The 12633-nt window shown below is 65.5% G+C and carries 7 protein-coding genes; 3 read left to right on the forward strand and 4 right to left on the reverse strand.

Features of this window, described 5'->3' with window-relative positions:
* Window positions 1–119 precede the first annotated feature (119 nt).
* On the forward strand, window positions 120–932 hold the full coding sequence (locus tag AC4FWB_RS04305; protein WP_491024536.1) for a helix-turn-helix domain-containing protein: 813 nt from the start codon (window positions 120–122) through the stop codon (window positions 930–932).
* Window positions 933–935: 3 nt separating this feature from the next.
* Here the strand turns inward: AC4FWB_RS04305 and AC4FWB_RS04310 are convergent, their stop codons facing one another.
* Window positions 936–1883, reverse strand: coding sequence for a DMT family transporter (locus tag AC4FWB_RS04310; protein WP_491024537.1), 948 nt, complete (start codon window positions 1881–1883; stop codon window positions 936–938).
* 153 nt (window positions 1884–2036) lie between these two features.
* Between AC4FWB_RS04310 and pepN the strand changes: the two genes are divergently transcribed.
* Entirely contained in the window at window positions 2037–4682 is a 2646-nt protein-coding gene (gene pepN / locus AC4FWB_RS04315) for an aminopeptidase N (RefSeq protein WP_491024538.1), read from the forward strand.
* A 177-nt stretch (window positions 4683–4859) separates the two neighbouring features.
* Window positions 4860–7181, forward strand: coding sequence for a PAS domain-containing sensor histidine kinase (locus tag AC4FWB_RS04320; protein WP_491024540.1), 2322 nt, complete (start codon window positions 4860–4862; stop codon window positions 7179–7181).
* Between the two features lie 212 nt (window positions 7182–7393).
* On the opposite strand, the gene AC4FWB_RS04325 is transcribed toward AC4FWB_RS04320, so the two are convergent.
* The 3 genes from AC4FWB_RS04325 to AC4FWB_RS04335 form a co-directional block, all read right to left on the reverse strand.
* A complete protein-coding gene (locus AC4FWB_RS04325) occupies window positions 7394–10360 on the reverse strand; it encodes a bifunctional [glutamine synthetase] adenylyltransferase/[glutamine synthetase]-adenylyl-L-tyrosine phosphorylase (RefSeq protein ID WP_491024541.1) in 2967 nt (988 codons plus the stop codon).
* A gap of 11 nt (window positions 10361–10371) precedes the next feature.
* On the reverse strand, window positions 10372–11841 hold the full coding sequence (locus AC4FWB_RS04330) for a sensor histidine kinase (RefSeq protein WP_491024542.1): 1470 nt from the start codon (window positions 11839–11841) through the stop codon (window positions 10372–10374).
* Between the two features lie 109 nt (window positions 11842–11950).
* A complete protein-coding gene (locus AC4FWB_RS04335) occupies window positions 11951–12625 on the reverse strand; it encodes a response regulator transcription factor (RefSeq protein WP_491024543.1) in 675 nt (224 codons plus the stop codon).
* Between the last annotated feature and the right edge of the window lie 8 nt (window positions 12626–12633).

Genomic DNA, 12633 nt, shown 5'->3' on the forward strand with positions numbered 1-12633 from the left:
TCTCCCCCTCAAGGGGGGAGATTGCAGCGCCGTCGCTTTCGCCAATTTCCGACGAAGAAGCTTTGCCCATTACCTCCAAGGTAATTGAACTCCATCCCTCGCCGCCCTACTCATCCCGCATGACCACATCCGACGTCTCCGCCGGCAGCCTCATCCGCGAATGGCGCACGCGCCGGCGCATGAGCCAGCTCGATCTCGCCATGGAGGCCGATATCTCGCAGCGGCATCTCTCTTTCGTCGAAAGCGGCCGCGCCCAGCCGTCGCGCGAGATGGTGCTGCATCTGGCCGAGCAGCTTTCGATACCGCTGCGCCAGCGCAATCAGCTTTTGCTCGCCGCCGGCTTCGCACCGAGCTTCAGCGAAAGGCCGCTCACCGATGCGACCCTTGCGCCTGCCATGGCGGCCGTCGAGACGGTGCTAAAAGGTCATGAGCCCTTCCCCGCGCTGGCGGTCGACCGGCACTGGAATCTGGTTTCCGCCAACGCCGCGATCGGCCCGTTCCTCGCCGATGTTTCCGAGCCGTCGCTGCTTAAGCCGCCGGTCAACGTGCTCAGGCTCAGCCTTCATCCCGGCGGCGTCGCGCCACGCATCGTCAACCTCGCGGAATGGCGGGCGCATCTGCTCGAACGGCTCAAGCACCAGAACGACGCCAGCGGCGACCCGGTGCTGATCGACCTTGAGCGCGAATTGCGCACCTATCCGTCCGGCCTGAAGAGCAGCCGGCCGGCGCCGGTCGAACCGAGCGGCATCGTGCATCCGCTCCGGCTCGCGCATGGCGACGCGGTGCTGTCCTTCATCAGCACGATCACCGTGTTCGGCACGCCGCTCGACGTCACGCTGTCGGAACTGGCGATCGAATCTTTCTTCCCGGCCGACGAGCAGACGCGAACGGTGCTGGTACGGTTGGCCAAGGAGCGGGCGGCCGCTTCGTAGCCTTTATCCCTGTGGCGGCGTGGCCCGTCTCGTCCGCGTGCGTTCCAGGCCGAGCCGCCGTTCGCGCCAGATGATGAAGATGCCGGCGGCCACGACGATCACGCCACCGACAAGCGTGTTCAGCGACGTCACGTCGCCGAAGACGAAATAGCCGACGACGACGCCGAGGATCATCGAAGTGTATTCGAAGGGCGCCACGACGGAAGCCTCCGCGTGGCGGTAGGCGGCCGTCATCAGGATCTGGCCGAGCCCGCCGCAGAAGCCGGCCATGACAAGCAGCGCGGCTTGCATCGGCGTCAGCGCCTGCCAGCCGAAAGGCAGCGTGAACAGCGCCAGCACGCTCGCCGTCGAGGAGAACCACAGCACGATGGTCGCCGTCCTCTCGGTCTGCACCAGATTGCGCACCAGAAGCATGGCGACGGCCGAGATCGCCGCTGCAATCAGCGCCGCCATGACGCCCAGCACCTCCTGATCGTCGAGCGCCTCGTCGGAATTCAAAAGCGTCAGTTCCGGCCAGGAGATGATGAGCACGCCGACCAGACCGACGGCGACCGCGCTCCAGCGATAGACGCGGATCGTCTCGCCGAGGAAAACCGAGGAGAACACCACGACCAGCAGCGGCTGGGCATAGTTCAGCGTGATCGCCTCCGGCAGCGGCAGCCTGGTCAGCGCGAAGAAGCCAAGCCCCATAGCGCCGACGCCGACGATGCCGCGCGCGATGTGGTTGAACGGCCGTTTCGTCGTGAAGGCCGTGGCGAGCTGCCCCTTGAACGCCAGGAAGGCAATGATCGGGAAGATGGCGAAGAAAGAGCGGAAGAAGACGATCTGCCCGGCGGGAACGTCGCCGGCCGCCTTGATGCTGGTCTGCATGCTGACGAAGACCGCCACGGAGACGATCTTCAGCGCAATGCCGCGCAGCGTGTTGTGGCCGACGGCATGATCGACGGTCATCTTGCCTCGTGACGATGGTCGGAAAACGAAGCCCAGAAATAGACCCCGGCGCAGTTTTGTCGAGTGACCGTTTCGTGTAAAGAGCGCGGACTTCAAAATTCTTGGACCAGCACGCCCGCTGTCCGCCCGAAAATCGACAGGAAAACCAACGGAATGCGCACCGATACCGGCCATGTCTTCAAACTCGAAGACTACCGTCCCAGCGACTATCTCATTCCGAAGACCAGCCTCGATTTCCGCCTGTCACCGGATGCCACGCGCGTCACTGCCTTGCTCACCGTCGAGCGGCGCGAAGGCGTCGCCGCATCCGCGCCGCTGGTGCTCGACGGCGACGGCTTGACTCTGCTCGGCGTTGCCATCGACGGGCATGCGCTCGCGCCGGCCGATTACCTGGCGACGCCGGACCAGCTGACCATCCCGAAGCCGCCGGCGGCGCGGCGCTTCGAGCTGCGTCTCGAGACCGAGATCGCGCCATCCAGCAACGAGGCGCTGATGGGCCTCTATCGCTCCAACAATGTCTATTGCACGCAATGCGAGGCCGAGGGCTTTCGCCGCATCACCTATTTCCTCGACCGGCCGGACATCCTCTCGGTCTATACCGTGCGCATCGAGGCGCCCCACAACGAGGCGCCGCTGCTGCTTTCCAACGGCAACCCGGTTGAAAGCGGCGTGCTCGCCGATGGCCGGCACTTCGCCGTCTGGCACGACCCCTTCCCAAAACCTTCCTATCTCTTCGCGCTGGTGGCTGGCGCGCTCGGCAAGGTCGCCGGCAGCTTCACCACCCTATCCGGCCGCGAGGTCGAACTCGGCATCTATGTCGAGCCCGGCAAGGAACGGCTCGCCGGCTACGCCATGGATGCGCTGAAGCGGTCGATGAAATGGGACGAGGAAGCCTTCGGGCGCGAGTACGACCTCGACGTCTTCAACATCGTCGCCGTCTCCGACTTCAACATGGGCGCGATGGAAAACAAGGGCCTCAACATCTTCAACGACAAATATGTGCTTGCCGACGAGGAGACCGCGACCGACGCCGACTTCGCCAATATCGAAGCGATCATCGCGCATGAATATTTCCACAATTGGACCGGCAACAGAATCACTTGCCGCGACTGGTTCCAGCTCTGCCTGAAGGAAGGGCTGACGGTTTACCGCGACCACGAATTCTCCGCCGACCAGCGTTCGCGGGCGGTCAAGCGCATCGCCGAGGTGCGCACGCTGCGCGCGCACCAATTCCCCGAGGACCAGGGGCCGCTGGCGCATCCGGTCAGGCCGCGCCGCTACCGCGAGATCAACAATTTCTATACCGCGACCGTCTACGAGAAAGGTTCGGAAGTGGTGCGCATGATCCGCACCATCCTGGGCCCGGAGGTTTTCCGCGCCGGCATGGACCTCTATTTCGAACGGCATGACGGCGAGGCGGCGACGATCGAAGATTTTCTGAAAGTGTTCGAGGACGTCTCGGGGCGCGACCTTGCGCAGTTCGCGCTCTGGTACCACCAGGCCGGCACGCCGAACCTGACGGTCAGTTCCTCCTACAATGCGGCGGCCAAGGCCTTCACGCTGGAGATCGAGCAGTCGGTGCCGCCGACGCCGTCGGAAAGCCGCAAGCGGCTGATGCATATTCCGCTGGCCTTCGGCCTGGTCGGCGCCGGCGGCAAGCCCATAGCTTGGGCAGCCGTCGACGGCGCCACCGTCGAGGACGGCGTCATCCATATCCGCAAGCGCCGGCACACGGTGCGTTTCTCGGGCGTCAGCGAGCGGCCTTCGGTGTCGCTCAATCGCGGCTTCTCGGCGCCGATCACGCTCTCGGTGCAGCAGAAGGCCGACGACCAGCTCTTCCTCGCCAGCCATGACGGCGACTCTTTCTCGCGCTGGCAGGCGTTCAACACGCTGCTCACCGATGCGCTGATCGCGGCCTTCCGCCAGGTGCTTGGCGGCAAGCAGCCTGCCTTTACGGTGAAGCTTGCCGAGCTGGCGGGCAGGATTGCCGGCGACGAGGCGCTCGAGCCGGCCTACCGCGCCTTGGCGCTGTCGCTGCCGAGCGAAGCCGACATTGCCCGCGAGATCGGCAGAGGGATCGACCCCGACGCCATCTTCGGCGCGCGCGAGGCGCTGGCGCGGGCGATAGCCGCGGCAAACCGCGAGTCGTTCGAAGCGGTTTATCTGGGCCTCGCCGATAACGGCCCGTTCACCCCGGACGCAGCGAGCGCCGGACGGAGGGCGCTGCGCAACATCCTGCTCGATTATCTGTCGCTGCTGCCGGAAGGCGCGGCGCTCGCCGCCGCGCATTTTCGTGCCGCAACCAACATGACCGACCGCGCGGCGGCGCTCACGGTTCTCGCGCATCGCCATGCCGGTTCGACGCAAGCGCAGGAAGCGCTCGTCTGCTTCGAAGCGCGCTATCGCGGCGATGCGCTGGTGCTCGACAAATGGTTCCTGATCCAGGCCGGCGTGCCCGGCGAGCGGACCGTCGACAATGTGCGCGCGCTGATGCAGCATCCCGCATTCTCGATCGCCAACCCGAACCGGGTGCGCTCGCTGATCGGTACCTTCTGCAGCGCCAACCAGACCGGCTTCCACCGCGCCGACGGCCAGGGTTACCGCTTCTTCGCCGAGACCGTGCTGGAGGTCGAGAAGCGCAACCCGCAAGTGGCGGCAAGGCTGGCGACGGCGCTGCGCTCCTGGCGCTCGCTGGAGCCCGTCCGGCAGGACAAGGCCAGGCAGGCGCTGCTGCAGATTGCGAATGCCGAGAACCTGTCGGCGGATCTGCGGGACATCGTGGAGCGGACGCTGGCGTGACTAGCGATCTCCCCCCTTGTGGGGGAGATCGGCAATTTCGACGAATTTCAATCAACTTTTAATCTTTTTTGGCCGCGCCTCTGGACAAGGCGAATCACCTTTGATTCCTTACTGACGATTCGGGCGTGCGGCGTAGCCGGATCGTCAAGTATGCGGCAAAATCGGGGAGTGCCATTTATGGCCAAGACGGACGCGTGGGGCGCGCCCGGAGGGAAGGCTTTTGCGCGTCGCGAGGCAAGGGGCGACGGGCTTTCCGGCAACGCGCGTCTGATCGCGGAGCCCGCCTACCAGCGGCTGCTGGCGGCGGAGCCCTTGCTGCGTCGCTCGATACCGGCGCTGATCATCGTCTTCCTGATCGTCATCGCAGCACTTCGTTTCCTGTCGCTGGTGAACGACCGCGATGGGGTCGAACGTGACGCCAAGGCGCTGCTGGCCCTAGCCGCCGGCCAGATGGCGCAGGCGATAGCCGCCGATCCGAACGTGGCGGGCGCCAACGCCGTGGACCTCCTGGAAACCACCAGCCGCCAGGGCGCCATGGGCCGCAGCCACGTGCTGGCCATCACCGACGGCACCTTCAAGATCATCGCCGTGTCGCCATTGTCGACGGGCTGGCAGGGGCGCTCGCTGGACAGCCTGGTGCTCGGCGGCCAGCCGCTGTTCATGTTCGGCGACCGCGCCGGCGTTATGGATGTCAGCATCGGCGGGAAGGATTGGTTTGCCGCCGTCAGTCTCACCGGCGACCGCAAGAATGCCGCGGCGGTGCTGGTGCCCAAGGAGGCGGTGTTCGAGAGCTGGCGCAAGACGGTGTCGCTCAACGTCACTCTGTTCGTGCTGACCGCCGGCGTGCTGATCGTCATCCTCTATGCCTATTTCGGCCAGGCGGCGCGCGCCCAGGCTGCCGACCGCATCTATCTCGAAGCGCATCAGCGCATCGACATGGCGCTAGTGCGCGGCCGCTGCGGGTTGTGGGACTGGGACATGGTGCGCGGCAAGATGTACTGGTCGCGCTCGATGTACGACATGCTGGGCTACGAGCCCTGCGATACGATGCTGTCGTTCGGCGAGGTCGACGAGATCATCCATCCCGACGACGGCGATCTCTTCGAGCTCGCCAACCGCATCGTCGAACGCGAGATCGACCATATCGACCAGGTGTTCCGCATGCGACATGCCGACGGGCAGTGGGTGTGGATGCGGGCCCGCGCGCAGGTGATCGATCCCGAAGCGCCTGAGATCCAGCTGATCGGCATCGCCGTCGACGTCACCGAGCAGCGCCACCTGGCGCTGCGCTCGGAAGCGGCGGACATGCGGCTCAGGACCGCGATCGAGAACATCAACGAATCCTTCGTGCTGTGGGATGCTGCCGAGCGGCTGATCATGTGCAACTCCAAATTCCAGAAGGACAACGGCCTCTCGGACCGCGACGTGGTGCCGGGCGCGACCCGCGATATGCTGGAGGAGCGCATGCTCGCCTTCGCCTCGGAGCGCAGGCTTGCCAATGCCAACGGTCCGCACGGCGGCGTCACCTTGGAGCGCCAGCTTGCCGACGGCCGCTGGCTCCAGGTCAACGAGCTCAGGACCCGCGACGGCGGCATCGTCTCGGTCGGCTCCGACATCACCCAGATCAAGCTGCACCAGGAAAAGCTGGTCGACAGCGAGCGGCGCCTGATGGCGACGATCCACGATCTCAGCCTTGCGCGGCGCGCCGAGGAGGAACGCGCCAAGGAGCTGGTCGAACTCAACCGCAAATACATGAAGGAAACGGAGCGCGCCGAGGCCGCCAACCGGGCGAAGTCCGAATTCCTCGCCAACATGTCGCATGAATTACGCACGCCGCTCAACGCCATCATCGGCTTTTCCGAGCTGATGGAACAGGGCCTGTTCGGGCCGCTCGGCTCGCCGCGTTACGAGGAATATGCCGCCGATATCAACGGCAGCGGCAAATATCTGCTCGGTGTCATCAACGACATACTCGACATGTCGAAGATCGAGGCCGGCCAGTTCTCGATGGAAAGCGAGGAGATCGACCTCTGCCCGCTGATCAAGGAGACGGTTCGCGTCATCTCGCTGCAGGCGGCGGAGAAATCGATCACGGTGGAGACGCGCATCGCCGACTCGATGCGGCTCTTTGCCGATCGCCGCGCGATCAAGCAGATCGCCATCAACCTTCTCTCCAACGCGGTGAAGTTTACCGGCCAAGGTGGCAGGATCACGGTCCGGGCGCGCAGCGCCTCGGGCGCGCTGGTGCTCACCATCGAAGACAATGGCTGCGGTATCCCGAAGCAGGCGCTGAGCAAGCTCGGGCGGCCGTTCGAACAGGTGCAGAACCAGTTCTCCAAGAACCACACGGGCTCGGGCCTTGGGCTGGCCATCTCGAGGTCGCTCGCCGAACTGCAGGGCGGCGCGCTGAAGATCCGCTCGACCGAAGGCGTCGGCACCATCGTGTCGGTGCGCATCCCGCTGAAGAAGTCGCCGCCCACGGTGAAGGTGGCGGCTTAATTTCGTTGAAACCTCTGTAACGCTGGCGGACAGCGCCCCCCTCTGTCCTGCCGGACATCTCCCCCACTTGGGGGGAGATCGGATGTCGCGCCGGCCTTCGCCAATCTCCAACGTTGCAAGAATGAGCGCGGCGCCGAAGCTGCCAATCTCCCCCTTGTGGGGGAGATGGCCGGCAGGTCAGAGGGGGGCGCGAAGGAATGAGACGTTGAGGGCTAAGCTCGCGAGATCGGCGCTCCCGCGCGAAGCAAAAGATCGAAATCCGTCCTGACCTTCCGCGAAGTCTCCTTGAGATGTGCTTCCAGCACACCGAAATCCGGCAGGTCGGTGACCGCCAGAAGCAGATCCGAAAGCCCGGGCGGAACATCGTCGCGCTGAAACTCACCAGTGAGGCAGAGCCTGATCATCTGGGTCAGCGCCAGATAAAGCTGCCAGGCCTCGCAAAGCTCCTGCCGGACACCGGCGGCCGCGAAGCCGGGCGCGAGCCGCGCCAGCACATCCGCCGTCGCGGTCACCCGGCGGCCGGGTTCGGTAGCGCTGGTGATGACGGCGACTTGGGCGATGAATTCGAGGTCGATGAGGCCGCCGGGGATCAGCTTGATGTCCCAGAGGTCACGAGGCGGCTTTTCCTTCTCGATCAGCGCTCGCATCTCCGAGGCTTCCGCCTTGACCTTGGCGCCGTCGCACGAAAGGGCAAGCACCGCCGCGACATCCTCCTCGACCTCGGCGCAGAGTTCGGCATCGCCGCCGATGGCGCGGGCTCTTGCCAGCGCCATGTGCTCCCAGGTCCAGGCATCCTGGCGCTGATATTTCTTGAAGGCGTCGACATGGGTGGCGACCGGCCCCTTGTTGCCGGAGGGGCGCAGGCGAAGGTCGAGCTCGTAAAGCACGCCTTCGGCTGTCGGCGCCGAGACGGCGGCGATCAGCCGCTGCGTCATGCGGGTATAGTAATGCGACGGCGCGAGCGGCTTCTCGCCGTCGGATTCCTCCGCATCCGCATCGTGATCATAGAGCAGAATGAGGTCGACGTCGGAGCCTGCGGTCAGCTCGCGGCTGCCGAGCTTGCCCATGCCGAGCAGCGCCACCCTCCCCCCGGCAATCCTGCCGTGGCGCTGCGCGAATTCGGCGATCACTGCATGAAGCGCCGCCTCGATGGTGAGATCCGCGAGGTCGGAAAAAGCGCGCCCCGCTCGCACGGGATCGATCGAGCCGGCCAGCAGGCGCACGCCGATCAGGAATTTCTGCTCGGAGGCGAAGATGCGCAGGCGGTCGAGCACATCCTCATAGGCGCGGTCGCCCTCGATGAAGGCCGCAAGCCGCGCCGAAAGATAGGCGCGGTCCGGCAATTCGGTGAGCAGCGCAGGATCGAGCAGGCCGTCGAAGACATGCGGCCGGCGCGTGATGATGGCGGCGAGCCGCGGGGCCGCGCCCATGATCGTCGCCATCAGCTTGAGCAGCGCCGGGTTCGACTGCAGCAGCGAGAACAGCTGGATGCCGGCCGGCAGGCCGGCAAGGAACTCGTCGAAGCGCATCAGCGCCTCGTCGGCGCGACGCGTCTGGCCGAAGGCCTTCAAGAGCGCTGGCGTCAGTTCCGTCAGCCGCTCGCGCGCCTCCGCCGACTGGGTGACCCGGTAGCGGCCGAAATGCCAGCCGCGGATGACGCGGCAGATGTCGCTCGGCCGCTGGAAGCCGAGGCCATGCAAGGTCCGCAGCGTGTCGGGATCGTCGACATCGCCGGTGAAGACCAGGTTGCCGATGCCGGCCGACAGTTCGGGCGCGGTCTCGAAAAGGGCCGCATAGTGACGCTCGACCTGTTGCAGCGAGTCGCGGAAGGCTTCGGCAAACTCCGCCTCGCCGGCAAAGCCCAGCATTAAGGCAATACGTTCCAGCTCCTCGTCATCCTCCGGTAGGATATGCGTCTGCTCGTCGGCCACCATCTGGATGGCGTGCTCGACGCGGCGCAGGAACCAGTATTGCCGGGTAAGCGCGTCGCGCGCGTCCGCCGTGATCCAGCCGCGCGCGGCGAGCGCGCCAAGCATCGGCACCGTCTCGCGGCCGCGCAGCTCCGGGAAGCGGCCGCCGGCGATGAGCTGCTGCGTCTGGACGAAGAACTCGATCTCGCGGATGCCGCCACGGCCAAGCTTGACGTTGTGACCCTTCACTGCGATCTCGCCATGACCCTTGTGGGCATGGATCTGGCGCTTGATCGAGTGAACGTCGGCGATCGCGGCATAGTCCATGTATTTGCGCCATACATAGGGCTGCAATTCCTTGAGGAAGGCCGCACCAGCGGCAAGGTCGCCCGCAACCGGCCGCGCCTTGATCATGGCGGCGCGCTCCCAGTTCTGGCCGCGCGCTTCGTAGTAGCGAAGCGCTGCCTCGACCGGGATCGCCAGCGGCGTCGAGCCGGGATCGGGACGGAGCCTCAGATCGGTGCGAAAGACATAGCCGTGCTCGGTGCGATCCTGCAGGATGCGCACGAGGCGGCGGGTGAGGCGCGAGAACAACTCGGTCGCGTCGAGCGGATCGGTGACGGCCGGCGCCTCCGGATCGAAGAAGACGACGAGGTCGATGTCGGAGGAGAAATTCAGCTCATGCGCGCCGAGCTTGCCCATGCCGAGCAGGATCCAGCCCGAGCCGCGTGCAGGGTCCCTTGGATCGGGCAGCTTGAGCTTGCCCTGCCCGTGCGCGTCGAGCAGCAGGAAATCGACGGCGGCACGCGTTGAGGCATCCGCCAGGTCGCTGAGGCGGCGCACCGTCAGCGCGGTCTCGGCCTCGCCGGAAAGGTCGGCGAGCCCGATCAGGAAATGCGCCTCGGCCTTGAATTGCCTGAGCGCCATCATCAGGCTCGATTCCGAAACAGTCTCGGCCCGCGCCGCGCGGCCGATCGCCTCGCCGATGTCGCTGAGCCGCGCTTCGATCGTCTGGTCGAACAGCACGTCGAGAATGGCCGGCCGGCGGCGGGCCGTATCACGCAGGAACGGTGACAGGTCGAAGATGGCGGCGAGCAGATCCTGCAGCGGCCCCTTGCCGGCGAGGAACGCGGCGAGACGCGTAAGGCCGTCTTCCTCGGCTGCGTCCGCGATCTCGGACAATTCCCGCCGAGCGCGGTCGCCATCCAGTGGGCGAAGCACCAGCGTCGGGCGGAGCTGCCATTCGGTTTCGATCTTTTTCTTTGCCATCCTCGCCGCCGTCAATGCGTCTCCCGTGCCGGGAAACTCATGACCACGGACAATCCAGGATTGGCGGGCAGAAGATCAAGCCTGCCGTTGTGGAAAGTCATGATTGCCTTGGCGAGGCTGAGGCCAAGGCCCGAGCCCGGCTGCGAACGGCTCTTTTCCAGCCGCACGAAGCGTTCGGTGGCCCTGGCGCGGTCGGCATCGTCGGGAATGCCGTGGCCATTGTCGGAAACGGAAAGCTTGACCTCGCCGCCGGCGCGCTCCAGGGTGACGCGCACTTTCGGGCGCTCGGCGGCGCCGGTCGAATATTTGATCGCGTTGTCGACGATGTTCGACAGCGCCTGGCCGATCAGCTCGCGGTTGCCGTTGATGGTGACGGCTTCCGGCACCGTGGCTTCCAGCACAACGCCCGCCTCCTCCGCCACCGGTTCGTAGAGCTCGACGACATCGCTCACCGTGGCGGCGAGGTCGACCGGGCCGGCCGTCTCGGAGGAATAACCGGCCTCCAGCCGCGAGATCATCAGGATGGCGTTGAACGTCTTGATGAGCTGGTCGGACTCGGTGATCGTGCCCTCCAGCGCCTGACGGTAGTCGGCCGTCTTGTGCTTGCCGGCAAGTGTGGCCTCGGCGCGGTTGCGCAGCCTGGTCAGCGGCGTCTTCAGGTCATGGGCGATGTTGTCGGAGACCTGCTTCAGCCCCTCGTTGAGCGTGGCGATGCGGGCGAGCATCGTGTTGAGGTTTGCCGACAGGCGGTCGAATTCGTCGCCGGCGCCGGTCACCGGCAGGCGTCCGCCGAGGTCGCCGCCCATGATGCGGCGGCTCGCCTCCGAGACGCTGTCGATACGCTTCAGCGCCGCGCGCCCGACGAAGAACCAGATCAAGAGCCCGCCGAGCCCCATCATGCCCAGCGCCAGCATCAGCGAGCGGCGGATGACGGCGCGGAAGCGCTCGGGCTCGCCGAGGTCGCGGCCGACCAGCATGATCATCTGGTTGGGCAGTCTCAGCACCAGCGCGATTGCGTTGTGGCCCTTCTCGCCCTCGGACTGCGCGCCGCTTGTACCGGTCGAAGGCGCGGTCTGGTCGCCGCTGCGCAACCGGTCGAGCTCGCCCTCGCCGAAGCGCTGGTAGGAAAACGGCTCGGTCGTCCAGCCCTCGGTCTCGATGACGCCCGGTTCCAGGCTCTGCACATTGCCGGTCAGGATCTGGCCGTTGGCGTCGGCGATCAGATAGAGATTGGCGCCGGGCTGTCGGGAACGGGCCTCGACGACGCGCACCAGCACCGGCAGACCACCACGCTGGTAGGCGTTGGCAAGGCCTAGCACCTCGTCGTTGATGGTCTCCTGGGTCTGCGCCGTCAGCATGCGCGCCGACAGCGATGTCATGTAGAAGACCAGCAGCACGGCGCAGAGCGCGAAAAGCAGAAGATAAAGCGCCGAAAGCCGGGCTGCCGTCGTCCTCATGATGGCCGGCAGGGAAAGAGCCATTTGCTCCCTAGATCAGGATGACGATTAGTTGAATCGTCATCCTGATCTAACTCCTTGTTGTAGCATGATCTTTTCCGAAAACCGCTTCCCACTTTTTCGGGATCATGCCCTAGCCGCCCTTCAGCATGTAGCCGGCGCCGCGGATCGTATGCAGGATCGGCCTGTCGAAGCCTTTTTCGATCTTGCCGCGCAGCCGCGAGACGTGGACGTCGATGACGTTGGTCTGCGGATCGAAATGATAGTCCCAGACATTCTCGAGCAGCATGGTGCGCGTCACCACCTGGCCGGCATGGCGCATCAGATATTCGAGCAGGCGGAACTCGCGCGGCTGCAGCGTGATCTCGCGCCCTGCGCGCTTGACCGAATGCGACAGACGGTCGAGCTCGAGGTCGCCGACGCGGTAAACCGTCTCGGACTCCCGTGCGCTGGCGCGGCGGTTGAGCACCTCGACGCGGGCGAGCAATTCGGAAAACGCGTAAGGCTTGGTCAGATAATCGTCACCGCCGGCGCGCAACCCGGTGACGCGGTCATCGACCTCGCCCAGCGCCGACAGGATCAGCACCGGCGTGGTGTTGCCGCGCGAGCGGAGCGCGGCGATCACCGAAAGCCCGTCGCGGCGCGGCATCATGCGGTCGACCACCATCACGTCATAGTCGCCTGCATCGGCAAGCGCGAAGCCGGTCTCGCCGTCGCCGGCGACATGGGCGGTATGGCCCGCCTCGGCGAAGGCCTTCTTGAGGTAGTCCGCTGCCTCGCGATCGTCTTCCATGACGAGAATCTTCATGGAGCCGT

Source organism: Mesorhizobium sp. LEGMi-168a (assembly GCF_058312955.1).

Excerpts from the sequence above, each read along its gene's own strand:
- AC4FWB_RS04320 (WP_491024540.1), top strand. The coding sequence starts at position 4,860 with ATGGCCAAGACGGACGCGTGGGGCGCGCCCGGAGGGAAGGCTTTTGCG.
- AC4FWB_RS04310 (WP_491024537.1), bottom strand. The coding sequence starts at position 1,883 with ATGACCGTCGATCATGCCGTCGGCCACAACACGCTGCGCGGCATTGCG.
- AC4FWB_RS04335 (WP_491024543.1), bottom strand. The coding sequence starts at position 12,625 with ATGAAGATTCTCGTCATGGAAGACGATCGCGAGGCAGCGGACTACCTC.
- AC4FWB_RS04325 (WP_491024541.1), bottom strand. The coding sequence starts at position 10,360 with ATGGCAAAGAAAAAGATCGAAACCGAATGGCAGCTCCGCCCGACGCTG.
- pepN (WP_491024538.1), top strand. The coding sequence starts at position 2,037 with ATGCGCACCGATACCGGCCATGTCTTCAAACTCGAAGACTACCGTCCC.
- AC4FWB_RS04305 (WP_491024536.1), top strand. The coding sequence starts at position 120 with ATGACCACATCCGACGTCTCCGCCGGCAGCCTCATCCGCGAATGGCGC.
- AC4FWB_RS04330 (WP_491024542.1), bottom strand. The coding sequence starts at position 11,841 with ATGGCTCTTTCCCTGCCGGCCATCATGAGGACGACGGCAGCCCGGCTT.